Here is a 24,359-nt window from a genome sequence, read left to right as displayed (position 1 = left end):
GGCTGCCCACTGCGCAGAACCTGCGCTCGGCCTCCCGAAGGGGCGCTCAGATCAAAAGCTGAAGGCGAGCTAACGCTCGGCCTGATGAGTGGTGAGAAGCAGGTGTATGTCAGCCTGCTTTTGTAGGAGCCGGCTTGCTGCGGGCGGCGTTCCGACGATGGCGACCTGACAGCCAACCCGTTCTACGGGAACACCTGGGTTTGTACGTTTCCAAACCCATAAAAAAACCCGGCAAAAGCCGGGTTTTTTGACTGGCGTCGAGCTTAAGCGGTGAAGGTTTTGCCTTCGAACTGCTCAGCCACGAATTTCCAGTTGACCAGGTTCCAGAACGCTTCGACGTATTTCGGACGAACGTTGCGGTAGTCGATGTAGTAGGCGTGTTCCCAGACGTCGCAGGTCAGCAGCGGGGTGTCGCCGTTGGTCAGCGGGTTGCCGGCGCCGATGGTGCTGGCCAGGGCCAGGGAACCGTCAGCCTTTTTCACCAGCCAGCCCCAACCGGAACCGAAGGTGCCGATGGAAGTCTTGCTGAATTCTTCCTTGAACTTGTCGAACGAACCGAAGGAAGCATTGATGGCTTCAGCCAGTGCGCCGGTTGGTTGACCGCCGGCGTTTGGCGCCAGGCAGTTCCAGTAGAAAGTGTGGTTCCAGACTTGAGCGGCGTTGTTGAAGATACCGCCCGAGGAAGACTTGACGATCTCTTCCAGGGTCTTGCCTTCGAACTCGGTGCCTGGCACCAGGTTGTTCAGGTTCACGACGTAGGTGTTGTGGTGCTTGTCGTGGTGGTACTCCAAGGTTTCCTTGGAAATGTGCGGCTGCAGGGCATCGTGTGCGTAAGGCAGCGGCGGCAATTCGAAAGCCATGATGATTCTCCTAATCAGGTCAGTTGCGGTGAGCGCAAGGCCGATCACGGGCGGCCAGACAAGCGCCGGGGAGTTTGTACTCTTTGCGGCGCATCGAACCGGATCATAGCACCGGGGGTGCGGCATAACCACGCAACAACTGTGTGGAATAGAGGTTCCAGAGCCATTTGGAATATCAGGTAGCGATGATCAGTTGGCCGGCAACGGCGAACATCATCACTGCCACCAACAAATCAAGGATCCGCCATGTGCTTGGCCGAGCCAGCCATGGCGCCAACCAGGCGGCGCCCAGCGCCAACGTGAAAAACCAAAGCAGCGAAGCGCTGGCCGCGCCGACAACGTAAGCCCCGGGCTCGGTTTGTTGCGCGCCAAGGGAGCCAATCAGTAAAACGGTATCCAGATAAACATGCGGGTTGAGCAAGGTCACCGCCAGGGCGCTGAGCATCACCGCGCGCAGTGAGCGGACCGTCTGGTTTTCACCCTGTTGCAGACTTTGCTTCGAGCAGGCCCGGCGCAGCGCGAGGCTGCCGTACCACACCAGAAACGCCGCGCCGCCCCAGCGAGCGATAGCCAGCAATGTCGGGTTTTGCGCCAGCACGGTCGCCAGACCGAATACACCGGCCGCTACCAGCAACGCGTCGCAGGTCACGCAGAGCGCTGCCACCGGCAGGTGGTGTTCGCGTCGCAGGCTCTGGGCCAGCACAAACGCGTTCTGAGTGCCGATCGCCATGATCAGCCCAGCGGCCACCAACAGGCCGTTCACATAGCTTTGCCACATAAGTTTTACTCCGCGTTGGCTGCCAGATCCCGCAACACTTGCAGGGCGCGTTCGGCATCGGCCTGGCCGACGAATAAATGGTCGTGGAAGTAACCGGCGATCACGTTGCAACTGATCCCGGCCTGGCCCAACGCGGTGGCGAACGCGGCGGTCAGGCCGACGGCTTCCAGGGCCGAATGCACGTTGAGGGTGATCCAGGCTGCGACGTAGTCGAAGCTGAAACCGGCCCGTTCTGCGTGGGAGCGTTCCAGAATCACCGTCAGACCTTCCTGCTCGCGAAAGCTGCCGACAATCTCAAGGTTCGATGGCAATTGACCGTCCCGCAGGGTGCAGAACACGTATTCGCCTGCGTTGAGTTGCGGGCTCATGCTGCGTAGCAGTGTTGCCAGTGAAGTTTCGCCAGCCATGTCGGTAATCCTTGTTCAAGAGTTCTTGCCGCGCATTCTCTGCTGCTAACCTGTATAAGAAAAATCAATCATGCTGATCGCTCATTAGGAAAACTGATGTTCGACTATAAATTGCTTTCTGCGTTGGCCGCCGTGATCGAGCAGGCCGGTTTTGAACGTGCCGCAAAGGTGCTCGGCTTGTCGCAATCGGCGATCTCCCAGCGCATCAAACTGCTGGAAGCGCGGGTCGGCCAGCCGGTGCTGGTGCGGATGGCGCGACCGGCGCCGACGGAAATCGGCCGACGTTTGCTCAACCATGTGCAGCAGGTGCGCTTGCTGGAGCGGGACTTGCAAACGCTGGTTCCGGCGCTGGATGAAGAAGGCTTGCCGGAACGTCTGCGCATCGCGCTGAACGCCGACAGCCTCGCCACCTGGTGGGCCGAGGCGGTCGGTGACTTTTGCGCCGAGCAACACCTGCTGCTCGACCTGGTGGTCGAAGACCAGACCGTCGGCCTCAAACGCATGCGTGCAGGCGAAGTGGCGGCGTGTGTCTGTGCCAGCGAACGTCCGGTGGCGGGTGCGCGCAGCGTCCTGTTGGGCGCCATGCGTTATCGCGCGCTGGCCAGTCCGGCGTTCATCGCCCGGCATTTTCCGCACGGCGTTCGCGCCGATCAGTTGTCGAAAACGCCGGCGCTGGTGTTTGGGCCGGACGATTTCCTACAGCATCGCTACCTCGCGTCCCTCGGCGTAGACGGCGGTTTCGAACACCATTTATGCCCGTCATCCGAAGGGTTCATTCGCCTGACGGAAGCCGGTCTCGGCTGGGGACTGGTGCCGGAATTGCAGGTGCGCGAGCAACTTGAGCGCGGTGTTCTGGTGGAGCTTTTGCCAGATAAGCCCATCGATGTGCCGCTGTACTGGCATCATTGGCGCAATGGCGGTCAGTTGCTGGGGTTGCTGACCGATCAATTGGTGCGCTCGTCGAAGCAATGGCTGGTGCCGTTGACCTGACCGGCAGCGTCAAGACCTCACGCACTACGCAAAACGAAATATTCGGAGCACTACATGAAGATTCTGGTCACCGGCGCAAGCGGCTTCATCGGCGGGCGCTTTGCGCGTTTCGCCCTGGAGCAGGGCCTGGACGTGCGGGTCAACGGTCGCCGGGCCGAAAGCGTCGAACATCTGGTGCGCCGTGGCGCCGAGTTCATTGCGGGCGACTTGAGCGACCCGCAACTGGCGCGCGACCTGTGTTCCGATGTCGAAGCCGTGGTGCATTGCGCCGGTGCTGTCGGCGTGTGGGGACGTTATCAGGACTTTCATCAAGGCAACGTGCAGGTCACCGAAAACGTGGTCGAAGCCTGCCTGAAGCAACGCGTGCGGCGACTGGTGCATTTGTCCTCGCCGTCGATCTATTTCGACGGCCGCGATCACCTCGGATTGACCGAAGAACAGGTGCCCAAGCGCTTCAAACATCCCTACGCCGCGACCAAATTCCTGGCCGAGCAAAAGGTCTTCGGCGCCCAGGAATTTGGCCTCGAAACCCTGGCCCTGCGTCCGCGTTTCGTGACCGGTGCCGGCGACATGAGCATCTTCCCGCGACTGCTGAACATGCAACGCAAAGGTCGCCTGGCAATCATCGGAAACGGTTTGAACAAGGTCGATTTCACCAGCGTGCAAAACCTCAACGAAGCGTTGCTCAGCAGCTTGCTGGCCAGCGGTTCGGCGTTGGGCAAGGCCTACAACATCAGCAACGGCACGCCGATTCCGTTGTGGGACGTGGTCAATTACGTCATGCGCAAAATGGACGTCCCACAGGTGACCCGCTACCGTTCCTACGGCCTGGCCTATGCCGTGGCGGCGCTTAACGAGGGCGCGTGCAAGCTGTGGCCAGGCCGCCCCGAGCCGACCCTGTCGCGCCTGGGCATGCAAGTGATGAATAAAAATTTCACCCTGGACATCAGTCGCGCGCGGCATTATCTGGACTACGACCCGAAGGTCAGTCTCTGGACTGCGCTCGATGAATTCTGCGGCTGGTGGAAGGCTCAGGACATTCACTGACAAATCCCGTTACTGAACGCAGAGTGGGGATCAGGGTCAATCGATGCGGCTGACGGGTTTATACTTCGCCCCATCAAGCCATCACCGCGTTCCACAAAGGTTGACTCAATGTCCATGCGTAACGATGCCAACGACGACTTCGACGATGTACCGAGCCTGCGTGCCGACAGCCTCGACGACGATGATTTTGTGCCCACCGCCCGCACCGCCGTGCATTCGCGCACGCCGCCGGTGGTCAAGGTCAGGGCGGCCAGCACCGGCCCGTTGTGGGCGCTGGTCGGCGCCTTGTTCTTTGCGTTCGCCGGCCTTGCATGGTGGAGCTTTCAGCAGATCTCGCTGATGGAACAGCAACTGGTGGCGACCCAGGAAAGTTTCGCGCGTATCAGTGAGGATGCAGCGGGACGCTTGCAGGACATTTCCGGCAAGGTGGTCGCCAGTCAGACCAACGTCACCAGCGACAGCGAAGCGCTGAAACTGCAAATCAGGCAACTGGAAAGCAAACTCCAGGACCAGAGTAAACAGCAGCAGGGCGTTGCCGGCCAGACGTCGGACCTGGACAAGCGTCTGGCGCAAATGACTGCGCAAACCGCCGACCTGGACAAGCGCCTGGCGCAAGCCACCGCCCAGAACACCGAGCACCAGACCGCCAACACGCAATTGCAGGCCCAGGTCAAAGCCCTGAGCAGTGAACTGTCCACCCTGAAAAGCGCCCCGGCGGACACTGACAAATTTGATGCCCAGCTAAAAAGCCTCGGCGCCGACATCACCGCGCTGAAAAAACAAGGCAACCCGAGCGCCGCCATCGAACGTCTGGAGCAAGACATAATCGTGCTCAAAAGCGAGCAGGACAACCGCCCGGCCGCCGCGTCAGGCCCGTCCAGTACCGCCGAGTTCGACGCCTTCCGTAGCCAGGTCACCCGTAACATCAACACCCTTCAGGCGCAGATTCAGAATTTGCAGCAGCAGTTGCGGGCCAGGCCTTGAGGCTGAAGGCGCGGTAATTCGCTGCAATACCATTTTGCAGACTGCGGTTCGCTGAATATCCATACATGCCCCATTGCCGTCTACGCTCTTCAAACACCGAAGAGAACGAGGGATGCGTAATGGGGTTTTTGCACAGGTTGGCCCTGCTGGGCGGGATGCTGTTGCTGTGCTTGGGGCAGGCGCAAGCCGCCGGGACCGAGAAGGACGACAGCCAGGCCGCCATCGCCTTGCTGGAAAAAGCCCTGGCCTATTACCACGACAATGGCGACAAGGCGTTCGCGGCCTTCAGTCGTCAGGGCGAGTTTGTCGACAAGGACCGCTACGTGTTCGTGCTCGATACCAAAGGCGTGATGCTCGCCAGCGGTGGGCCTTCTTCGGCGTTGATCGGGCGTGATGTATCGGATGTGCTCGGGCCGGATTTGCAGAAAGCCTTCAAGGACGCATTGAAAGTGCCGGAGGGCAATGGCATTCAGCAAGCGGAGTATCGCTGGCAGAACTGGTCCGACGGCAAAGTCGAACGCAAGCATGTGTTCTACCAACGGGTCGGCCAGCGGATTCTGGCGGTGGGTTACTACTTGCCACGGGCGTCGGCGGAGCAGGCGATGGCGTTGCTGAACAAAGCGGCGACCGATCTGGCCAAGGACGAGAAGGGCACGCTCACGTCGATCAACTCGCTCAAGGGCGGTTATTTGCAGGATGACTTGTATGTGTTCGTCGTCGACTTGAATACCCAGCGTTATGTCGCCCATGGCACCAATCTGCGCTTGATCAATACCGATTTCGGCAAGATCAAGGACCCTGAAGGCAAGCCGGTCGGCGAGCCGATCCTGGCGTTGATGGCCGGGCAGGATTATGGCGAATACGCGTATCGGTGGAAAAACCCGGTGACCGGCAAGGTCGAGGACAAGCATGCGTACCTGAAGAAGGTCGGGCGTTTTCTGGTGGCTGTGGGGTATTACAGCCCTTGAATCTCTATCACATGGGATGACGTCTTCGCGGGCAAGCCTCGCTCCTACAGGATCGCGTAGTCCTTGTAGGAGCGAGGCTTGCCCGCGATGGCCGCGACTCGGTTCAACTACCGAGCCTTGTCTTCCCGCCCACGCAACACCCGGTTCGGCATGGCAATCGCCGCCGCCAACCCAAGCAACGACACCGCCGCACTGACCATCAACAAATGCCGGAAGGTCAGCAGCAGCTCGGCGCGCAAGGCGTTCTGCGCATCCCCCGGCGCGGCGTTCAGGCCGTCCAGCAAGACGTTCCCGGAGCTGCCCTCGGCAATCAGTGTCGAGCCGGCCAGATGGGCGAAACTCGAGTCTTGCAGCAATGCCAGCAACAACGCCGACATCAATGCCACGCCCACCGCGCCGCCCAGGGAGCGGAACAGGTTGGTGGTGCTGGTCGCCACGCCGATGTCCCGTTGATCCACCGAGTTCTGCGTCCCGACCAATGACGTCGGGAACTGCATGCCGGAGGCGATCCCGCTGAGCACCATGAACAGACTGCTGAGCACCACCGCCTGTGGCGGACTGAACGCCATCCCGAGGATCGAGATCGGCATGAGGAGGGCGCCCGCGAGAATCATCGGTTTATAGCGCCCGGTCACCGAGGTTCGGCGCCCGGCGAAATACGCGCCTATCGGCAAACCCATGGCCAGTGGCAACAGGTGCAGCGCGGCACTGTCGGCCCCGGCGCCGGTCACGCTCTGGAAGCGCAACGGCATCAGCACAATCAACGAAATCGCCTGGAAACTGGTGAAGAAAATCGTGCACCAGCACAGGATCGCGTTGCGGTTGGCGAACAGGTGCATCGGCAGCAACGGCTCCCGTGCACGGCGCTCATGCCCGACGAACAACGCCAGGACCACCACCGCACAACCCAGCAACCCCAGCACCTCGGCGCTGCGCCACGAATGCCCTTGGCCGACCTGAGTAATGCCGAGCAACAAGGCGGTCAAACCGATGATCATCAACACGGTGCCGAGGTAATCGATGATCGGTTTGCGCTGCGGCACCGGGAGCCCGACCAGGGTGTGACGGGCGACCAGCCAGGCGCCAAGGCCCAGCGGCAGGTTGATCAGGAACACCCAGCGCCAGGACAGGTATTCGGTCATGTAACCGCCGAGCACCGGGCCGGCGACGCTGGCCACCGCGTACATGCTGCTGAAATAGCCTTGATAACGACCGCGTTCGCGAGGCGGCACGATGTCGCCGATGATCGCCTGGCTGACCGAAATCATCCCGCCCGCACCAATGCCCTGAAGAATCCGCGCCAGCACCAGTTGCTCCATGCTCTGGGCCATGCCGCAGAAGAACGAAGCAATCGTGAACAGCCCCATGCCGAACAGCATCAACTTGCGCCGACCGTACAGGTCGCCGAGTTTGCCGTAGATCGGCACGGCCACGGTCATCGCCACCATGTAGCCGGAAATCACCCAGGCCAGCAGGCTGACGTCCTTGAACTGCGCGGAGATGGCGGGCATCGATACAGCGACGATCGTCTGATCCAGCGCCCCGAGAAAGATGGCCAGCATCAGGGCGATCAGCACGCTCCGGATGGCCGGTTTGGGCGTTTCAGGCTGGTTGAGATTGGTCACGGGAGAACCTGCGGGCAGTGAGGGTCCCGCAGGAGACAAGGGCGAGCGGGGATGCTCGCCAGTGTAAGTCGGTAGCAGGCTATTCGATAGCCTCATACGGAAGTCCGACGTAATTTTCTGCAATGGTTTTTCGACCGGCTTCGGAGCTGACGAAGTAGTCCAGCTCCGACGCGCTGATGCGCTGGCTGAACGCATCGTGATCGTCAAAGCGGTGCAACATCGAGGTCATCCACCAGGAAAAACGTTCGGCTTTCCAGACTCTGCGCAGGCAGACTTCCGAGTATTTCTCCAGCAAATCGACACGGCCTTCGCGGTAAACCTTCAGCAGGATATTGAACAACGTACTGACGTCGCTGGCCGCCAGGTTCAGGCCTTTGGCGCCGGTCGGCGGGACGATGTGCGCGGCGTCGCCGACCAGAAACATCCTCCCGTATTGCATCGGTTCGACCACGAAACTGCGCAACGGCGCGATGCTTTTTTCGATGGACGGCCCGGTCACCAAAGACTCGGCCAGCGCAGCCGGCAGACGGGATTTGAGCTCATCCCAGAAGCGTTGATCGGACCAATTCTCGACAGCCTCGTCGGTAGGGACCTGAAGGTAATACCGGGTGCGAGTCGCCGAGCGCATGCTGCACAGGGCAAAACCGCGTTCGTGACGGGCGTAGACCAACTCATCGTGAACCGGTGGTGTGTCGGCAAGAATCCCCAGCCAGCCGAACGGATAAACCCGTTCGAACACCTTCAGGTTGTCGGCGGGAATCGATTGCCGCGCTACACCATGGAAACCGTCGCAACCGGCGATGTAGTCGCAATCGAGCCGATACGTTTCGCCGTCCTTTTCGAACGTCACGAACGTTTCATCGGTTTTCATACCGTGAGGCACGACGTTGCTGGCTTCATAGATCGTCTGCGCGCCGGCCTCCCGACGAGCGGCCATCAGGTCGCGAGTGACCTCGGTTTGCCCGTAGATCATCACGGTTTTGCCCCCGGTCAGTGCGTGCAGATCAATGTGCACCTGGCGCCCGTCTAGGGCCAGTTCGAAGCCCCCGTGAACCAGCCCTTCGGCGTCCATTCGCTGGCCGACGCCGGCCTGACGCAGCAGCTCTACCATGCCTTGTTCGAGGACACCGGCACGGATTCGCCCGAGCACATAGTCCGGGGTCTGGCGTTCGAGAATGAGGGTGTCGATACCGGCGTTGTGCAGCAATTGGCCGAGCAGCAAACCGGAGGGGCCGGCGCCAATGATGGCGACTTGGGTTTTCAACGTTTTCATTGTTTTTATGACTCGCAAGCTCCACACGACCTGCGTCGGTGAATTATTTTTATGGATCGAGTGCTTGCATTTTTCACTTGCGGGTCTGTCAATTGAAGGTGAAAACTGAGCCGATAGCTGTACTTTCTGCCAATCGGTGCGATTATCGCCCGTCACCTCCCGAGGCCTGGATTGAAGTTATGAACAAGCCTGCCCTGCCTTCGATACCGGTGTTCAAGCTCTACGGTGAAAGCCTGGACTGGCCGACCCCGGACTTGCTGCACTGTGAAACCATTTCCAAACGCAGCCGCGAACACCAGTGGGAAATCAAACCCCATCGCCACGCCGATTTATGCCAATTACTCTTCGTGTTCAAAGGTCAGGCAGAGCTTGAAATCGAAGGCAAACGTACGCAATTGGACGAACCGGCGATCCTGGTTCTGCCGCCGTTATCGGTGCACGGTTATCGTTTTTCCGAGGATGTCGAAGGCTTTGTCGTGACCCTCGCCGCGCCACTGGTGGCCCATCTTCAGGCGCAGCTGGGCAACTCGGTGAATGCTCTGGCCCAGGCCGAAAGTTATCCGGCCGGCAACGACAGCGAGTACCTCAACAGCCTGTTTTCTGCGCTGCAAACCGAATACACCGGCCATCAACCGGCCCGGGAAATGCTCATGCATTCGCTGGTCAGCGTGATCATGGTGTGGGTCAGCCGGCAGGCGTTGCAGCGTCGCTCGGCCAGTCAGCGTCCGCAACGTGCGCGGGAATACCTCAACGGGTTTATCCAACTGGTGGAAGAGACGTATCGCCAGCACGTCAAGGTTGAAGACCTGGCGCATCGGCTGGGGATTTCGGTGTCGCACCTCAACGGCACGTGCCGTGAGCTGGCGGGACAACCGGCGTTGCAGATCATGCACGAGCGGCAATTGCTGGAGGCCAAGCGTTTGCTGACCTACACCAGCATGACCATTTATGAAATGTCCGATGTGTTGGGGTTTTCCGATCCGACCAACTTCACGCGCCTGTTCCGACGTCGTGTGGGGATCTCACCCAAGGCGTTCCGCGACCGCTTGAAGGCCGATCAGGACAACGAGGCCTGATCCCTTCATCACCGGAGGGCGTTGAGGGTCGCGTTGTGGGGAATGCAGCGCTCGAAGTTGCAGCTCGCGTACTCACGGGGCAGGTTTCGCAATTGCTCAACGCGCCACGCCGCGGTGCCGTACAGCGTCAGCGTCACCGCGCAGGTGATGAAAATGGCGAGGTATCTTCTTGTTTTCGTGTTCATGGCGTTGACCTCTGAACGAATACCCTTCGGTACTAAGTTCAGCATAGGTCAGCGGCAGTGAGTTGCCAGTCATGCATTCCCCCCTGTAGGAGCCAGCTTGCTGGCGATGAACGTAAAGGCACCGCGTTTATCCAGTAAGCCCGCGTTATCGTTAACGACCATCGCCGGCAAGCCGGCTCCTACAAGGGGGACGTGTTTACAGGCCAATATCCCATTCCGGTTCTTCCGGAAACCGCAGCACCAGAAAATCCAGCACGCTGCGCAATGCCGCCGGCATGTGCTTGCGTGAGGCATACACCGCGTAGATGTTCATCTGGCGCGGTTCGGCCTGGGGCAGCAGGCGGATCAGTTCGCCGCTGTGGATATGCACACCCGCCTGATAACTCGGCAGCATCGCCACCCCGGCGCCAGCGATTGTTGCGCGCAGCAGGGTGCTCGCTTCGTTGGCGCTGATGTTGCCCTGTACCGGCACCGAGACCGGTTCGCCGTCCTGCTCGAAATGCCACAGGCTTTTGCCGAAGTAGGAGTGGGTCAGGCAGTTGTGCTGGCTCAGGTCTTCCACCCGCATTGGCGTCGGGTGCTCCTGCAGGTAAGCGGGGGCGGCGCAGATCACCGAGCGGCAGACCGTCAGCCGCCGCGCAATGAGGTTCGGGTCCAGGTCATTGCTGGTGCGAATCGCCAGATCGATGCGCTCATCCACCAGGTTCACCGTGCGGTCGAGCATCTGCAGGTCGATGCTGACGCCGGGGTAACGTTTGACGTAGGCGGCCATCGCATCCGCCAATTGCGCCTGGCCGAACGAGGTGCTGACGCTGATCCGCAGCAGGCCCCGCGGCGCATCGTCCGGCTCGCTGACGGCGGCCTGCATGTCCGTGGACAGGTCGAGCATCTGCCGACAGCGCGGCAGGATTTCACTGCCGGCGGCGGTCAGGCTCAATTTACGCGTGGTGCGATGCATCAGGCGCGCGCCAACCCAGTCTTCCAGTTCCGCCAGATACCGCGAAACCACCGGCCGCGACAGGTCCAGGTGATCGGCGGCGGCCGACTGGCTGCCGAGGTCGACCACCGTGACGAATACGCGCATTGCTTGTAGACGATCCATGATTTGCCCGCTTTCAGAAACAAACTATGTCTAAGCATCGCATTTTTTGTAATGAATAAGGCAACTAAGCTCTGTCCTCCTGTAGGAGCGAGCTTGCTCGCGAAGGGCGCACAGGCACCGCGTTTCAACCGGTAAGCACGCGTCATCGTTAACGACCATCGCGAGCAAGCTCGCTCCTACAAAAGGCGTCGACAAACAACGGAGCAACAGATGATCGGTTTCAACCTCAAGCGTATTTTGCTGGCCACGGCCACCCTCGGTTTCGCGGCCCACGCGGCGGCATCGACGCTGACGCTGGATGTTTACAACCCTGGCGAGAAAGCGATCTTTCCGGTGACGTCGGTGCTGGTCAGCGGCGAGAAAGACGCGATTCTGGTGGACGCGCAATTCGGCAAATCCCAGGCCGAGCAAGTGGTGGAAAAAATCCGCGCCAGCGGCAAGCAACTGACCACCATCTACATCAGCCACGGTGACCCGGATTACTACTTCGGCCTCGACACCCTGACCGCCGCGTTCCCCAACGCCAAGGTGCTCGCCTCGCAACCGACCGTGGACCACATCAAGCAAACCGTCGACGGCAAACTGGCGTTCTGGGGGCCGAAAATGGGGGCCGACGTGCCGGCCAAAACCATCGTGCCGGACGTACTCAAGGGCGACAGCCTGATGCTCGAAGGGCAGAAGTTGCAGGTGGTAGGTCTTGAGGGCAAACAACCGGATCGCACCTTTGTGTGGATCCCGTCGATCAAGGCAGTGGTCGGTGGCGTGGTCGTCGCAGAAAACATTCACGTGTGGATGGCCGATACCCAAACCGCGCAGTCCCACGCTGATTGGTTGGCTACGCTGCATTCCATCGAAACCCTGAAACCGCACACCCTCGTGCCGGGTCACTACCTCGGCAAAAGTGCCCGCTCCCTGGCCGCCGTGCAGTTCACCGCGGATTACATCAAAGCCTTTGACGAAGAAACCGCCAAGGCCAAAGACGCCGCCGCGCTGATCGCCGCGATGAAAAAACGCTACCCGAAACTGGGCGAAGAAAGCTCGCTGGAGCTGAGCGCCAAAGTCGCCAAGGGCGAGATGAAGTGGTAACCCGATTCACCCACTCACACTGATCCACACTGGAGAACGTCATGAGCAACATCGCAATCATCGGTGCCACCGGCCGTGCCGGCAGCCAACTGTTGGAAGAAGCCCTGCGTCGTGGTCATAGCGTTACGGCCATCGCGCGCGATACGTCGAAAATCGGCCAGCGTGCCGGGGTGGTCAGCAAGAATGTCGACGTGCTGGATGGCGACGCCTTGCAAGCCGCTGTGACGGGGCATGATGTGGTTATCAGCGCGGCACATTTCTCCACGATTCCCGCCGCTGCCGTTGTGGCGCCGGTGAAGAAGGCCGGGGTGAAACGTCTGCTGGTGGTGGGCGGTGCCGGTTCGCTGTTGCTGCCGGACGGCACCCGCGTCATCGACAGCGAAGGCTTCCCGGCGGAATACAAGGCAGAGGCCAGCGCCGGTGCGTTGTTTCTCGAAAACCTGCGCAAGGAACAGGAACTGGACTGGACCTTCCTGTCGCCCTCGGCGGAGTTTGTCGAAGGTGAGCGTACGGGCACGTTTCGGGTTGGCAAGGATGATTTGCTGGTGAGCGGGGCGGGGCGCAGCTGGATTACGTTTGCTGATTATGCGATTGCGATGTTGGATGAAGTGGAAGTGCCGAAGCACTCTCGGCAGCGGTTTACAGTTGGGTATTGAGGTCACTGATCTCCTGTAGGAGCAAGCTTGCTCGCGATGATCGCCAACGATAACGCTGGGAACCAGATACCCCGCGGTGTTCTCCGGTTCATCGCGAGCAGGCTCGCTCCTACAGGATATTGTTCAACGCGACTGCGCCTGCTCCACCAACCACCCCATCAATTCGCGCAACTTCGGCGAAGGTGCAGGTTTCTCCGGGAATACCAGGTAATACGCCAACCCGGTTTTCACCTTCAATTCAAACGGCATGACCAGCCGCCCGGCACTCAGGTCATCGCCAATCAACGACCAATCACCAATCGCCACACCTGTTCCCTGAGACGCCATCGACATCGCCAGGTCCAGGGTTTCGAAATGCTGACCCTTGCTGACATTGCTCAGTTGAAGATTCGCTGCTTTCAACCAGGCATTCCAGTCGCGCTCATCCCGCGTCGGGTGCAGCAGCAAGTGCTGTTGCAGATCCGCCGGTGACTGCAAGGCCTGCGGCCCCTCCAGCATCGGTCGCGAACACACCGGCGTCAGTTGCTCATCGAACAACAGATAAGACGTCAGCGCGTTGTCCGGCGGCGCGCCATACATCACCGCCGCATCGAATTGCTCGCGATGAAAATCCACGCCGTGCTTGACCGTGGTGGTCAGCTCCACCGGTACATCCGGACGCTCCCGTTGCCACTGCAACAGGCGCGGCAACAACCAGCGCATCACACAGGTCGGCGCCTTGAGTTGCAGGGTTTCGCGCTTCTCGCCGATCTGCTCCACCGCCTCGTCGATCAAGCCGAAAATCTGCTGCACCCGTGGCAGCCACTCCCGTCCTTCAGCCGTCAAATCCAGGCCGCGGGCCTGGCGAATGAACAGCTCATAACCCAAATGTTCTTCCAGCCCGGCGATCTGTCGACTCACCGCGCCCTGGGTGATGAACAGCTGTTCGGCGGCACGGGTGAAGTTGCAGCACTGCGCGGTAATCAGAAAAGTGTGCAGCGCCGGCAGGGGAGGCAATCGTTTCATTGGGATCCAAGGTATGACGTGAGGACATGGCTAGTATGACTTTTTATCCATTGTTGCGGCTACGTGTCGCCCGTTCCAATGAGGCCATCCCTGGACCTGCCCGCTCATCATAAACACTGCGCAGGCCCGGCGTCTCAAACGAACAAAAAGGGCAAAAGACATGGCGACGTGCGGCGAAGTATTGGTCAAGTTACTCGAAGATTACGGGGTTGAGCAGGTGTTCGGCATCCCCGGGGTTCACACCGTGGAGCTGTATCGCGGGCTGGCCCGTTCGAGCATCAACCACGTCACTCCGCGTCACGAACAGGGCGCCGGTTTCATGGCCGACGGTTATGCACGCACCAGCGGCAAACCGGGTGTGTGCTTCATCATCACCGGCCCGGGCATGACCAACATCACCACCGCCATGGGCCAGGCCTACGCCGATTCGATCCCGATGCTGGTGATCTCCAGCGTGCAGACCCGCAGCCAGTTGGGCGGTGGTCGCGGCAAGCTCCACGAGCTGCCGAACCAGAGCGCATTGGTCGGCGGCGTGGCGGCGTTCTCCCACACCCTGATGTCGGCGTCCGAACTGCCGGGCGTGTTGGCCCGCGCTTTCGCGCTGTTCCAGGCCGGTCGTCCGCGTCCTGTTCACATCGAAATTCCACTGGACGTTCTGGTTGAAGAAGCCGACGACCTGCTCAGCAGCCTGCCGGTCAACATCGACCGTGCCGGTGCTTCGCCAAGCGCGATCAGCCGCATGACCGAACTGCTCGCTGGTGCCAAGCGTCCGCTGATTCTCGCCGGTGGCGGTGCCATCGATGCCGCTGCGGAATTGACTGAACTGGCTGAATTGTTGGACGCGCCAGTGGCGCTGACCATCAACGCCAAAGGCATGCTCGAATCCGGCCATCCGCTGTTGATCGGTTCGACCCAGAGCCTGGTCGCGACTCGCGCCCTGGTTGCCGAGGCCGATGTGGTGCTGGCCATCGGCACCGAGCTGGCCGAGACCGACTACGACGTCACTTTCGCCGGTGGTTTCGAAATTCCCGGCAAGCTGCTGCGCGTTGATATCGACCCGGACCAGACCGTGCGCAACTACCCGCCGCACATCGCACTGGTAGCCGATTCGCGCAACGCTGCCCAAGCCTTGCTGAGCGCGTTGTCCCACAAATCGCTGGCCGAGCGCCGCAACGATTGGGGCCAGGTCCGCGCCGCACGTCTGCGCGAAGACCTCGCCGCCACCTGGGACGCGCCGACTCTGGCCCAGACCCGTTTCCTCGAAACTGTCCTGCACGAATTGCCGAACGCGGTGTTTGTCGGTGATTCGACCCAACCGGTGTACACCGGCAACCTGACCTTCAACCCGGAGCGCCCGCGCCGCTGGTTCAACTCGTCCACCGGCTACGGCACCCTCGGTTACGCCTTGCCGGCAGCGATTGGCGCCTGGCTCGGCGGTAGCGTTGAAAACGGCGCGCGTCCTCCGGTGGTGTGCCTGATCGGCGACGGCGGCCTGCAATTCACCTTGCCGGAACTGGCCAGCGCCGTTGAAGCGCGTACCCCGGTGATCGTCCTGCTGTGGAACAACCAGGGCTACGAAGAGATCAAGAAATACATGGTCAACCGCGCCATCGAGCCGGTCGGCGTAGACATCTACACCCCGGACTTCATCGGTGTCGCCAAGGCATTGGGCTGTGCGGCCGAAGCGGTCGACGGTGTCGAGCAACTACGCGGTGCATTGCGCTGCGCGGCTGATCGCCAGGGCCCGACCCTGATTGAAGTCGATCAGACTCTGTGGATGCAGGCGGTGTCGAAATGACCTTCCCAACCACGCTTGACGGTCTGTTCATTGACGGAAAATGGTCGGCGGGCAGCGAACACCTGCGCGTGATCAACCCGGCCACCGAAGCGTTGCTGACCACCGTGAATGGCGGTGATGCGCACTCCGTTGATCAAGCCGCAAATGCAGCCACCGAAGCCTTCAAGGCCTGGTCGCAAACCACCGGTGCCGAGCGCGGTGCCATCCTGCGCAAAATCGCTGCGGGCGTGCAGGCCGGTCGCGACAAGTTGATGCACTTGCAGTCGAGCAACAACGGCAAACCGTTGTTCGAAGCGGCCATCGACGTCGATGACGTGATCGCTACGTTCGAGTACTACGCAGGTTTGGCCGAAGGCCTGGACGCCAAACAGGACAGCAACGTCGAGCTGCCCACCGACGACTTCAGCGCCCGTGTGCTCCGTGAGCCGTGTGGTGTGGTCGGCCTGATCGTGCCGTGGAATTTCCCGATGGTCACCACCGCCTGGAAACTCGCCCCGGCCTTGGCCGCCGGTTGCTGCGTGGTGCTCAAGCCTTCCGAAGTGACGCCGCTGCCGGAGCTGGAACTGGCGGCGATCATCGCCGAGGCCGGTTTGCCGAAGGGCGTGTTCAACGTGGTCTGCGGCACCGGTCTGGCGGTCGGCGCGCCGATGTCGGCGGACCCGCGCATCGCCAAGATTTCCTTCACCGGCAGCAACGCGGTCGGCGTGCAGGTGATGCAACGCGCAGCAGAAACCGTGAAGGGCGTGAGCCTGGAACTGGGCGGCAAATCCTCGCTGCTGGTGCTGGCCGATGCTGACATCGAACTGGCCGTGGAAGTGGCCTGTGGCGGTGGTTTCTTCAACGCCGGGCAGATGTGTTCCGCCACCAGCCGAGTGCTGGTCGCCGATGAGCTGGCCGACGAATTCCTCCTGCGCCTGAAGGCGCGTACTGAAGCCATCCGCGTGGCCGACCCGTTCGACCCGAACGTGGAAATGGGCGCACTGGTCAATCAGGCGCAATACCAACGCGTACTCGGTCATATCGACCGCGGTTTGAGTGCTGGCGCCAAGCTGATCTGCGGCGGCAATCGCCCCGCAGACCTGCCACGCGGTTATTTTTTGCAGCCGACGATTTTCACCGAAGTGCCCCTCGACAGTGCGCTGTGGTGTGAAGAGATTTTCGGCCCGGTGATCTGCGTGCGCAGTTTCGCCACCGAAGCCGAGGCGATTGCCCTGGCCAACGACAGCCAGTTCGGCCTGGTGGCCAGCGTGGTGACGCGCGATGCCGAGGCGGCGGATCGGGTTGCCAACGCTTTGCAGGCGGGGCTTGTGTGGATCAACGCGCCGCAAGTGATCTTCCCGCAGACCGCCTGGGGCGGCTACAAACAGAGCAGCATCGGCCGCGAATTGGGGCCATGGGGCTTGCAGGCTTTCCAGGAAATCAAACACGTGATTCGCGCCGTCTGACGGCACGAAAAAGGTGAGCGCATGCCTTCAAAGGAGGCATGCGCTGGCGTCATGGCTTCAATGAATTTTTATCGATAGTCAGGTGTTTTACACGACCTCAGGATGAACTCACTGGTTCAGCCAAGCCCCCGAAAATACGGGGGATAACACTGATCCGGCCGCGCGGATGCAACAGTTTCGACCTGCCTTATACCTACAAAAACAAAGGGAGTCCGTAATGGGCGAGCATGATCTGAACAGACGTCAATTCATCAAAACCGTAGGCGTGGCCTCGGTTGCCGCGGCAGCCATGAGCTTGCCCTTCGTCAAGGCCAATGCCAGCGACACGCGCTTCCAGGGCAAGACCCTGCGCCTGCTGACCTGGTCCGATGACACAGGCCTGGCCGCACTGCGCAACATCGCCGCAACGTTCGAAGACAAGTACGGCTGCAAGGTCATCGCTGACCGCACCGGCAGTACTTCGGAAATGGTCGCCAAACTCAAGGCCGGCGGTGATCGTCCGCAATACGACATCATCACCCTGGCTGGCGTTGGCGCCGAAGGTCTGGCCGCCGCCAACCTGCTGGAAAAACCCGACCTCAACCGCATCCCCAACCTGGTGGATGTCCCGGAGAAATACCGTACCGGCGCCAATGGCCACGGGATCGGCTACCTGCTCTGGTGCAACAGCCTGGTCTACAGCACCCGTACCATCAAGGAAGCACCGGACAGTTACGCCGCCCTGTGGGACGCCGAGCTGTCGCCGAACATCTTCCTGCCGCCGCCGAACTGGACCGAAGCGATGGACCTGATCATCATCGCCGCCAAACTGGCCGGTGGTGACGAACACAACATCGAACCCGGCTTCAAGAAACTCGCGGAGCTGAAGGATCGCGTGGTGACCCTGGGTGAAAACCCGAACCAGATCGCCGAGCTGTTCCGCACCGGTTCCCTGGACATGGGCGGCTTGTACGCACCGGCCTTCTTCCCGAAACAGATCCGCGATCCGGCCTACGGCCTGGGCGCCACGTTCGGCATGAAAGAAGGTTTCTACACCGACCTGATGCTGTCGGTGATGCCGAAAAACCGTCCGGGCGATACCGACCTGACCTACGCGTTCATCAACCACTCTCTGGACCCGCTGGTGCAGGGCAAGATGGCTGAGGACATTTACAACGGCCCGGTCAACGCCAAGGCGATCATCTCCGCCGAAGCGCGCAAGAGCCCGTACATCCTCACGCCTGAGCAGATTGCCGAGAAGGCGATCATGCACGACAACGCCTTCCTGGCCTCCGTGCATGACCAATGGATTCGTCGCTACACGGAAATCTTTTCTTCCTGATTTGAATCGCAGGGAGGTTCTTCGAACCTCATCGCTGGCAAGCCAGCTCCTACAAATACAGCGCTAAGCCCTGTAGGAGCTGGCTTGCCGGCGATCGAGTGCGCAGCACTCGCCAGGATCTTCCATTGACGAGACCCTTGCTATGGAACACCAACCTCTGACTCATCCGGTCGATGCAGCTCCTGTGCGCGCCAATCGGGGTGTTTCGCCGACGACCCGCGCCTGGTTTTTTCTGACGCCGTCGATGCTGTTTCTCGGCGTGCTGATTGCCGCCAGCCTGCTGGTGCTGCGCATGAGCGTCGGCACCAAAGGCGCGGAATGGACCGGGTTCAGCCTGGCCAGTTACGCCCAATTGCTGGAACCGTATTACCTCAAATCCTTGCTGCTGACCCTGCGCCTGGCGCTGATCAGCGCAGTGATCGCCGTGGTGCTGGCGATCCCGGTGGCCTACACCATGTCGCGCCTGACGTCGCCGTTTGTGCGCAGGATCTTCCTCGCTGCGGTGCTGCTGCCATTGCTGGTCAACCTGCTGCTGCAAAGCTACGGCTGGCTGGTGATTCTCGGCCCGGGCGGCATGCTCAATCAGGCACTGATGGGCCTGGGCCTGATCAAGCGCCCGATCATGCTGCTGTACAACCAGAACGGCGTGCTGATGGGCCTGGTGCAAACCGCGTTCCCGTTGGCCGTGCTGCCGATTGCCAGCGCCATGCGCGGCGTCGCCCGCACTTACGAAGAGGCTGCCGCCACGCTGGGCGCCAGTCGCTTTCAGGTGTTCCGCCAGGTGGTTCTGCCGATGAGTTTTCCGGGGATCATCACCGGCGCGACACTGGTTTTCGCTTACAACGCCAGCAGCTTCGTGGTGCCGTTGTTGCTGGGTGGCCGACGCGTGCCGATGCTGGCGGTGATGGTCCATGACCAGATCGCCCCGCTGATGAACTGGCCCGCCGCGTCCGCCGCCGGTGTGGTGCTGATTGTCACCACGCTCGCGATCATGACTTTGTCCGAATACATCACTGGCCGTCGTCGGCGCATGCTGGAGGCTTCGCAATGAGCTCTGTGATCAAGAAGCGTTATTCGCTGCTGCCAGGCGAAACCGGCAAGTTTGCCGGCATCCTCTCGGGGTTTATTTTGCTGCTGGCGGTGTTGCCGATCCTGACCATGATCGTCATGTCGTTCAGCGGTTCGTCGAACCTCGACTTCCCGCCGAGCAGCTACAGCCTGCAATGGTACAAGGCCGCCTGGCACACCTTCGTGTCGCCGGACGCGAGTGATGTGCTGAGCCTCGGCAAAGCCATGACCACCAGCCTGATGGTGTCGTGCCTGACCATGGTCTTCGCCACGATCATCGCGGTGCCGGCGGCTTATGCGCTGACCCGTTGCGAGTTCCGCGGCAAGGCGGTGGCGCTGCAACTGATGTCGCTGCCGCTGGTGTTTCCGATGGTGGTATTGGGCCTGGCGTTGCTGCTGGTGTTCGACAGCCTGCCGTTCCAGATGACCACCTCACGGCTGGTGATTGCCCACGTGATCCTGGCGCTGCCGTTCGTGGTGAAAAACTGCACGGCGGCAATGCTCTCCATCGGCAGCGAAGTCGAAGAGGCCGCACAAATGCTCGGTGCTTCGCCAACGCGGGCGATCATCGATGTGGTGGTGCCGCTGATGAAATCGGGGATTCTGGCGGGGATGCTGCTGGCGTTCATCGTCTCGTTCAACGAATTCACCGTGACCTATTTCCTTTACACCATCGACGTGATGACCGTGCCGATCTGGATGTACAGCCGCACCGTGTCGTCGCTCGACCCTACCGTATTTTCGTTTGCCGTGCTGATCGTGCTGATCGACTTCGTCCTGATCTGGGCGTTGGAGAAGCTGGTCGGTGAAGGTGGCGTTTCGTTCTGATTCTTGAGGTGATTCATATGTCTGGTCTGATTCTGGAAAACGTCGAGAAACATTACGGCTCGGCCTGCGCGGTAAAGGATGTGAACCTGCATTTGCCGGAAGGCAAACTGGTGTGTTTCCTCGGCCCTTCGGGGTGCGGTAAAACCACCTTGCTGCGGATGATCGCCGGCCTCGAAACCCTGACCGGCGGCGAGATTCGCCTGGACGGTGAAGACATCGGCCAAACCCCGGCGCATCTGCGTAATTTCGGCATGGTGTTTCAATCGTTGGCGCTGTTTCCGCACATGACCGTTGGGGAAAACATCGCCTATCCGCTGAAATTGCGCGGGGTCAGCAAGGCTGATCAGCACAAGCGCGTAGTGGAATTGCTGGAACTGATCCAGTTGCAGGAAATGATTGACCGCCCGGTGGCGAAACTGTCTGGCGGTCAACGCCAGCGTGTGGCGATTGCCCGGGCGATTGCCAACCACCCGAAAATCCTCCTGCTGGACGAACCGCTGTCGGCGCTGGACGCCAAGCTGCGCGAGTCGATGCAGGTGGAAATCCGTCAGCTGCAACAACGCCTGAACATCACCACCATCATGGTCACCCACGACCAGCGTGAGGCGATGACCATGGCCGATATCGTCGTGGTGCTGGGTGAGCATCGCGTGCAACAAGTGGGCACGCCGATCGAGATCTATCGTCATCCGGCCAACGAGTTCGTTGCGGACTTCATCGGCTCGGGCAACATTTTCCCGGCGACCGCGCTGGGTAACGGCCAGGTCAGCCTGCCGGGGGGCGATGCACTGCAAGTGCCGATCTGCACGAGCATTGCGGCGGGGGAGAAGGTCAAGATGCTGATCCGCCCTGAGGACCTGCAACTGTCGCATCCGCAGGCGACGGCGGGGAATCGCTTGTTGGGCACCGTGACGTTCGTGCGTGACATCGGCGCGACGATCGAGACGACCGTGGAGTGTTCCGGGGTGTCGTTTACCGCGTTGAGCACGCCGTGCCAGGGGTTTGGGTTGAGCATTGGCAACCCGGTGTCGGTGACGTTGCCGGCCGAGGCTTGCCGAGTACTAGGCGCCTGATCCGGATTTGATGTCGGCTTTGCTGGCCTCATCGCGAGCAGGCTCACTCCCACATTGGATTGGTGTACACCAAACCCCTGTGGGAGTGAGCCTGCTCGCGATGGGGCCGGCACTTGCTCCGCAAAATCCGGATCAAACCGTCAACCGCAACCGCGCCAAATCCCGCAGCGGCGGCGCCCCGAACAACCGGCTGTACTCCCGGCTGAACTGCGACGGGCTTTCATACCCGACGCGATACCCCGCCGCCGACGCTTCCAGCCCTTCGGCCAGCATCAACCGCCGCGCTTCCTGCAAGCGCAATTGCTTCTGATACTGCAACGGACTCATAGCCGTCATCGCCTTGAACCGGTGGTGCAAGGTCGACACGCTCAGGTTCACTTCCTTGGCCAGATCATCAATGCGCAGCGGCTGCTCATAATTGCCGTTGAGCCATTTGATCGCCTGGCTGATGCGGTGGCTCTGGCTATTGGCAATCGCGATCTCATACAAGCGATGGCCCTGCTGACTGCGCAACAACCGATAGAGAATCTCCCGGCGAATCAACGGTGCGAGCATGGCGATGTCTTTCGGCGTGTCCAGCAATCGCGCCAGGCGCAACACCGCGTCGAGCATCGCGGTGTCGATCCGTTCGACATACAAACCGCGACCGGTGGGGCGGGTCGGTACGCCCAAAGGGCCGGCGTCGGCAATCAACGCGGTGATTTCCGCCGGATCAATGTCCAGCCGCACCGAGAGAATCGGTTCTTCAGAGGTGACGTTCACTATTCGCCCGCTCAGGGGCATGGAGACCGACACCACCAGGTAGTTCAGCGGGTCGTAATTGAAGTATTCGTCGGCCAGTCTGACCTCTTTGCGCCCCTGCGCCATGATGCACAACGCCGGTTGCGCCAGCACCGGGGTGAATTCATGGGACTGGCTGTGTTTGCCCATGAACAGCGAGGCGACGGCAGTGGCATAAGTGCCATCCTCCATCGTATTGCGACGGATGATGGCGGCCAGTTCCGCGCGCTGTTTCTCCATGTCGGCGTCCAGCGGGGCTTGAAAGTGATCGAGCGACGACATGCAGGGCATCCTCGGCGAAGCAATGGGAATGAGCTGAGCTTAAATTTGTGCAAGGCACAGCGGTAGACACATCCTGCGAAAAGCTTGCCTGATTCTGCACGGGGTTGAAGAGGTGTGCTGCCAGGGCAGTCTATGGCAGGGGAAACTTGCTCGAACCTCGTGTTTCAGGCCTGTGACACTATTCACACATTGTTACAGGTACCGAATGCAGTCTCGCAGGATTGTGCAACAAGCCGGCAGGAATCGACTAACGGGGCGGCGTGCAGGGGCTTAATCTTGGATCCTGTCGCAGCCCGTCCCACGGCTGCCACTCGAGTACCTGGGAGGGTTGAACATGTCTAAGCAGATCCCCGTCAGTCATATGGCCTTCGTCCGGGCCCGCGCCGGGTGTTCGGCGGAACTCGGTGCGCGCCTCAGCGCCTTGATCGAGCCGTCGCGCACCGCGCCTGGCTGCCTGAGTTTTTCCCTGCAGCATTCGCAGTGCGATCCGGAGTTGTGGCTGGTGTCCGGTTTCTGGACCCATCAGCAAGCCATGACGGCCTATTTCAGCACGCCGGCCATGGATATTTTCGCTGAGCTGGTGCAAGAGCTGGTGGTCAACAGCCTGGATTTCCATACCTTCAAGGACGTTTCGGCGGCCCAGGCGCAGTGGCAGTCCCGGTCGCGGGTACACAAACTGGCGGGTTGAGGGTTTAATGACGCCATTCTCAATCAGCCAGGATCCGCGACATGGCACGCAAAGCCTTTGAAACCTTCGAAGCCGTATCCGCCGTAGTGCCCCGCGAGGGCGGTTACTATGCGGCGATTGCCACCAAAGCCATCGGTGGCTCGGGCGCACCGCGCTTCAACAAATTGCTGGAAGACCAGACTTTCAAGACCGCCAAAGAAGCGGACGAAGCTGCCGCCCTGCAACTGACGCACCTCAAGGGCGTCGGCGAAGACGGCGAGCTGATCTGGTAATTATCTGACCGCTCCCGGGCGGAACATCTTGAACAAGGCCTCCGGGCCCAGTTGAAAGTAATCCGCTGGTCCGCCACCGCGCAGAATCGGTTCTGCCGCGGCGGTGTCGTACACCCCGTCCTTCAACAGCCATTTGGCGATATGCACGGCGACCACTTCGCCGAGAATCAGCCAGCTCGGCACCACGTTGCCGTCAGCGCGCTGCAATTGGATGATCTGCGTGACCTTGCACTCGAAGGACACCGGGCTTTCGGCGACCCGTGGCACCTGAATGATTTTCGACGCCACAGGCGTCAGCCCGGACAACTCGAACTCGTTGACCTCTGGCCCGACCATCGCGCAGCTCTGGTTCATTTGTTCGGCCAGCGGCCGGGTCGCCAGGTTCCAGGCGAACTCGCCGGTCTGTTCGATGTTGTTTAGGCTGTCTTTGCGTCCGACGCTGGAAAATCCAATGATCGGTGGAATGTAGTTGAACGCGTTGAAGAAACTGTAGGGCGCCAGGTTCAGGCGGCCGTCGGCATCCTGCGAAGAAATCCAGCCGATGGGGCGCGGGCCGACGATGGCATTGAACGGGTCATGCGGCAGACCGTGGCCGTTGGCGGGTTCGTAGTAGTGGATGTCGTCGGGCATGAAGGGATTCCTGTTGGTGTGGCGTTCATAGTGCAAGGATGGACAGCGGATTTCCAGCGCACACAATCCCCTGTAGGAGCCGGCTTGCTGGCGATGGAGTGTCAGACACGTTGATGTTGACTGACACAACAT

25 protein-coding genes are annotated in these 24,359 nt (G+C 60.7%); 15 read left to right on the top strand and 10 right to left on the bottom strand.

The features are described 5' to 3' along the window. Positions 1 to 263: 263 nt before the first annotated feature. From KGB24_RS21490 to KGB24_RS21480, 3 genes are all read right to left on the bottom strand, one after another. Positions 264 to 860, bottom strand: coding sequence for a superoxide dismutase (locus KGB24_RS21490; protein WP_008034365.1), 597 nt, complete (start codon positions 858 to 860; stop codon positions 264 to 266). A gap of 175 nt (positions 861 to 1,035) precedes the next feature. Continuing rightward, on the bottom strand, positions 1,036 to 1,638 hold the full coding sequence (locus tag KGB24_RS21485; RefSeq protein WP_223415978.1) for a LysE/ArgO family amino acid transporter: 603 nt from the start codon (positions 1,636 to 1,638) through the stop codon (positions 1,036 to 1,038). Positions 1,639 to 1,643: 5 nt separating this feature from the next. Continuing rightward, entirely contained in the window at positions 1,644 to 2,045 is a 402-nt protein-coding gene (locus KGB24_RS21480; protein WP_008034352.1) for an ACT domain-containing protein, read from the bottom strand. Between the two features lie 96 nt (positions 2,046 to 2,141). Between KGB24_RS21480 and KGB24_RS21475 the strand changes: the two genes are divergently transcribed. From KGB24_RS21475 to KGB24_RS21460, 4 genes are all read left to right on the top strand, one after another. Further along, positions 2,142 to 3,035, top strand: a complete 894-nt coding sequence (locus KGB24_RS21475; protein ID WP_008034351.1) for a LysR family transcriptional regulator ArgP — start codon at positions 2,142 to 2,144, stop codon at positions 3,033 to 3,035. Positions 3,036 to 3,089: 54 nt separating this feature from the next. Beyond that, entirely contained in the window at positions 3,090 to 4,082 is a 993-nt protein-coding gene (locus tag KGB24_RS21470; RefSeq protein WP_008034350.1) for an NAD-dependent epimerase/dehydratase family protein, read from the top strand. Positions 4,083 to 4,190: 108 nt separating this feature from the next. Beyond that, on the top strand, positions 4,191 to 5,066 hold the full coding sequence (locus tag KGB24_RS21465) for an ATPase (RefSeq protein WP_223415979.1): 876 nt from the start codon (positions 4,191 to 4,193) through the stop codon (positions 5,064 to 5,066). Between the two features lie 119 nt (positions 5,067 to 5,185). After that, the gene (locus KGB24_RS21460; protein ID WP_223415980.1) at positions 5,186 to 6,034 is read left to right on the top strand and encodes a cache domain-containing protein; all 849 of its coding nucleotides are present in this window, start codon (positions 5,186 to 5,188) and stop codon (positions 6,032 to 6,034) included. Positions 6,035 to 6,141: 107 nt separating this feature from the next. Here the strand turns inward: KGB24_RS21460 and KGB24_RS21455 are convergent, their stop codons facing one another. Next, positions 6,142 to 7,659 (bottom strand): MDR family MFS transporter, encoded by a 1,518-nt coding sequence (locus tag KGB24_RS21455; RefSeq protein ID WP_223415981.1) that lies wholly within the window; start codon positions 7,657 to 7,659, stop codon positions 6,142 to 6,144. A gap of 79 nt (positions 7,660 to 7,738) precedes the next feature. Next, entirely contained in the window at positions 7,739 to 8,923 is a 1,185-nt protein-coding gene (gene pobA / locus KGB24_RS21450) for a 4-hydroxybenzoate 3-monooxygenase (protein ID WP_223415990.1), read from the bottom strand. A gap of 188 nt (positions 8,924 to 9,111) precedes the next feature. Here pobA and KGB24_RS21445 point away from each other — a divergent pair, with 188 nt between their 5' ends. Beyond that, positions 9,112 to 10,008, top strand: coding sequence for a helix-turn-helix domain-containing protein (locus KGB24_RS21445; protein WP_008034335.1), 897 nt, complete (start codon positions 9,112 to 9,114; stop codon positions 10,006 to 10,008). Between the two features lie 8 nt (positions 10,009 to 10,016). Here KGB24_RS21445 and KGB24_RS21440 read toward each other — a convergent pair whose 3' ends face one another. Next, complete coding sequence (locus KGB24_RS21440; protein ID WP_223415982.1) at positions 10,017 to 10,193, bottom strand: hypothetical protein; 177 nt, start codon at positions 10,191 to 10,193, stop codon at positions 10,017 to 10,019. A gap of 196 nt (positions 10,194 to 10,389) precedes the next feature. Further along, positions 10,390 to 11,295 carry a LysR family transcriptional regulator gene (locus tag KGB24_RS21435; RefSeq protein WP_223415983.1) on the bottom strand — a complete coding sequence of 302 codons (906 nt, stop codon included), beginning with the start codon at positions 11,293 to 11,295 and terminating at the stop codon, positions 10,390 to 10,392. 210 nt (positions 11,296 to 11,505) lie between these two features. Between KGB24_RS21435 and KGB24_RS21430 the strand changes: the two genes are divergently transcribed. Beyond that, on the top strand, positions 11,506 to 12,381 hold the full coding sequence (locus KGB24_RS21430) for an MBL fold metallo-hydrolase (protein WP_008034330.1): 876 nt from the start codon (positions 11,506 to 11,508) through the stop codon (positions 12,379 to 12,381). 41 nt (positions 12,382 to 12,422) lie between these two features. After that, positions 12,423 to 13,037 (top strand): NAD(P)-dependent oxidoreductase, encoded by a 615-nt coding sequence (locus KGB24_RS21425; protein ID WP_223415984.1) that lies wholly within the window; start codon positions 12,423 to 12,425, stop codon positions 13,035 to 13,037. Positions 13,038 to 13,160: 123 nt separating this feature from the next. On the opposite strand, the gene KGB24_RS21420 is transcribed toward KGB24_RS21425, so the two are convergent. Next, complete coding sequence (locus KGB24_RS21420; protein ID WP_223415985.1) at positions 13,161 to 14,042, bottom strand: LysR substrate-binding domain-containing protein; 882 nt, start codon at positions 14,040 to 14,042, stop codon at positions 13,161 to 13,163. A 160-nt stretch (positions 14,043 to 14,202) separates the two neighbouring features. On the opposite strand from KGB24_RS21420, the gene KGB24_RS21415 reads away from it, so the two are divergent. The 6 genes from KGB24_RS21415 (at position 14,203) to KGB24_RS21390 (ending at position 21,575) form a co-directional block, all read left to right on the top strand. After that, positions 14,203 to 15,840, top strand: coding sequence for a 5-guanidino-2-oxopentanoate decarboxylase (locus KGB24_RS21415; protein ID WP_223415986.1), 1,638 nt, complete (start codon positions 14,203 to 14,205; stop codon positions 15,838 to 15,840). Beyond that, positions 15,837 to 17,285 carry an aldehyde dehydrogenase family protein gene (locus KGB24_RS21410; RefSeq protein ID WP_223415987.1) on the top strand — a complete coding sequence of 483 codons (1,449 nt, stop codon included), beginning with the start codon at positions 15,837 to 15,839 and terminating at the stop codon, positions 17,283 to 17,285. Before KGB24_RS21415 ends, KGB24_RS21410 begins: the two co-directional genes overlap by 4 nt. 217 nt (positions 17,286 to 17,502) lie before the next feature. After that, entirely contained in the window at positions 17,503 to 18,606 is a 1,104-nt protein-coding gene (locus KGB24_RS21405; RefSeq protein ID WP_008034320.1) for an extracellular solute-binding protein, read from the top strand. 142 nt (positions 18,607 to 18,748) lie between these two features. Next, a complete protein-coding gene (locus KGB24_RS21400; protein WP_008034316.1) occupies positions 18,749 to 19,657 on the top strand; it encodes an ABC transporter permease in 909 nt (302 codons plus the stop codon). After that, complete coding sequence (locus KGB24_RS21395; protein ID WP_223415988.1) at positions 19,654 to 20,502, top strand: ABC transporter permease; 849 nt, start codon at positions 19,654 to 19,656, stop codon at positions 20,500 to 20,502. Before KGB24_RS21400 ends, KGB24_RS21395 begins: the two co-directional genes overlap by 4 nt. 17 nt (positions 20,503 to 20,519) lie before the next feature. Continuing rightward, on the top strand, positions 20,520 to 21,575 hold the full coding sequence (locus KGB24_RS21390) for an ABC transporter ATP-binding protein (RefSeq protein WP_008034313.1): 1,056 nt from the start codon (positions 20,520 to 20,522) through the stop codon (positions 21,573 to 21,575). Positions 21,576 to 21,707: 132 nt separating this feature from the next. Here KGB24_RS21390 and KGB24_RS21385 read toward each other — a convergent pair whose 3' ends face one another. Beyond that, positions 21,708 to 22,637 (bottom strand): AraC family transcriptional regulator, encoded by a 930-nt coding sequence (locus KGB24_RS21385; protein WP_223415989.1) that lies wholly within the window; start codon positions 22,635 to 22,637, stop codon positions 21,708 to 21,710. Between the two features lie 334 nt (positions 22,638 to 22,971). Here KGB24_RS21385 and KGB24_RS21380 point away from each other — a divergent pair, with 334 nt between their 5' ends. Beyond that, complete coding sequence (locus KGB24_RS21380; RefSeq protein WP_008034309.1) at positions 22,972 to 23,325, top strand: putative quinol monooxygenase; 354 nt, start codon at positions 22,972 to 22,974, stop codon at positions 23,323 to 23,325. Positions 23,326 to 23,366: 41 nt separating this feature from the next. Further along, positions 23,367 to 23,597, top strand: a complete 231-nt coding sequence (locus KGB24_RS21375) for a hypothetical protein (protein WP_008034307.1) — start codon at positions 23,367 to 23,369, stop codon at positions 23,595 to 23,597. Here KGB24_RS21375 and KGB24_RS21370 read toward each other — a convergent pair whose 3' ends face one another. Continuing rightward, positions 23,598 to 24,227 (bottom strand): flavin reductase family protein, encoded by a 630-nt coding sequence (locus KGB24_RS21370; RefSeq protein WP_008041982.1) that lies wholly within the window; start codon positions 24,225 to 24,227, stop codon positions 23,598 to 23,600. Positions 24,228 to 24,359: the final 132 nt, after the last annotated feature.

This window comes from Pseudomonas sp. BF-RE-25, from assembly GCF_019956105.1.
Taxonomy (GTDB): domain Bacteria; phylum Pseudomonadota; class Gammaproteobacteria; order Pseudomonadales; family Pseudomonadaceae; genus Aquipseudomonas; species Aquipseudomonas migulae.
Note: the sequence above shows the minus strand (reverse complement) of the source record. Positions and strands in the feature narration are given on the sequence as shown.

Excerpts from the sequence above, each read along its gene's own strand:
- KGB24_RS21490 (WP_008034365.1), bottom strand. The coding sequence starts at position 860 with ATGGCTTTCGAATTGCCGCCGCTGCCTTACGCACACGATGCCCTGCAG.
- KGB24_RS21485 (WP_223415978.1), bottom strand. The coding sequence starts at position 1,638 with ATGTGGCAAAGCTATGTGAACGGCCTGTTGGTGGCCGCTGGGCTGATC.
- KGB24_RS21480 (WP_008034352.1), bottom strand. The coding sequence starts at position 2,045 with ATGGCTGGCGAAACTTCACTGGCAACACTGCTACGCAGCATGAGCCCG.
- KGB24_RS21475 (WP_008034351.1), top strand. The coding sequence starts at position 2,142 with ATGTTCGACTATAAATTGCTTTCTGCGTTGGCCGCCGTGATCGAGCAG.
- KGB24_RS21470 (WP_008034350.1), top strand. The coding sequence starts at position 3,090 with ATGAAGATTCTGGTCACCGGCGCAAGCGGCTTCATCGGCGGGCGCTTT.
- KGB24_RS21465 (WP_223415979.1), top strand. The coding sequence starts at position 4,191 with ATGTCCATGCGTAACGATGCCAACGACGACTTCGACGATGTACCGAGC.
- KGB24_RS21460 (WP_223415980.1), top strand. The coding sequence starts at position 5,186 with ATGGGGTTTTTGCACAGGTTGGCCCTGCTGGGCGGGATGCTGTTGCTG.
- KGB24_RS21445 (WP_008034335.1), top strand. The coding sequence starts at position 9,112 with ATGAACAAGCCTGCCCTGCCTTCGATACCGGTGTTCAAGCTCTACGGT.
- KGB24_RS21440 (WP_223415982.1), bottom strand. The coding sequence starts at position 10,193 with ATGAACACGAAAACAAGAAGATACCTCGCCATTTTCATCACCTGCGCG.
- KGB24_RS21435 (WP_223415983.1), bottom strand. The coding sequence starts at position 11,295 with ATGGATCGTCTACAAGCAATGCGCGTATTCGTCACGGTGGTCGACCTC.
- KGB24_RS21430 (WP_008034330.1), top strand. The coding sequence starts at position 11,506 with ATGATCGGTTTCAACCTCAAGCGTATTTTGCTGGCCACGGCCACCCTC.
- KGB24_RS21425 (WP_223415984.1), top strand. The coding sequence starts at position 12,423 with ATGAGCAACATCGCAATCATCGGTGCCACCGGCCGTGCCGGCAGCCAA.
- KGB24_RS21420 (WP_223415985.1), bottom strand. The coding sequence starts at position 14,042 with ATGAAACGATTGCCTCCCCTGCCGGCGCTGCACACTTTTCTGATTACC.
- KGB24_RS21415 (WP_223415986.1), top strand. The coding sequence starts at position 14,203 with ATGGCGACGTGCGGCGAAGTATTGGTCAAGTTACTCGAAGATTACGGG.
- KGB24_RS21410 (WP_223415987.1), top strand. The coding sequence starts at position 15,837 with ATGACCTTCCCAACCACGCTTGACGGTCTGTTCATTGACGGAAAATGG.
- KGB24_RS21405 (WP_008034320.1), top strand. The coding sequence starts at position 17,503 with ATGGGCGAGCATGATCTGAACAGACGTCAATTCATCAAAACCGTAGGC.
- KGB24_RS21400 (WP_008034316.1), top strand. The coding sequence starts at position 18,749 with ATGGAACACCAACCTCTGACTCATCCGGTCGATGCAGCTCCTGTGCGC.
- KGB24_RS21395 (WP_223415988.1), top strand. The coding sequence starts at position 19,654 with ATGAGCTCTGTGATCAAGAAGCGTTATTCGCTGCTGCCAGGCGAAACC.
- KGB24_RS21390 (WP_008034313.1), top strand. The coding sequence starts at position 20,520 with ATGTCTGGTCTGATTCTGGAAAACGTCGAGAAACATTACGGCTCGGCC.
- KGB24_RS21385 (WP_223415989.1), bottom strand. The coding sequence starts at position 22,637 with ATGTCGTCGCTCGATCACTTTCAAGCCCCGCTGGACGCCGACATGGAG.
- KGB24_RS21380 (WP_008034309.1), top strand. The coding sequence starts at position 22,972 with ATGTCTAAGCAGATCCCCGTCAGTCATATGGCCTTCGTCCGGGCCCGC.
- KGB24_RS21375 (WP_008034307.1), top strand. The coding sequence starts at position 23,367 with ATGGCACGCAAAGCCTTTGAAACCTTCGAAGCCGTATCCGCCGTAGTG.
- KGB24_RS21370 (WP_008041982.1), bottom strand. The coding sequence starts at position 24,227 with ATGCCCGACGACATCCACTACTACGAACCCGCCAACGGCCACGGTCTG.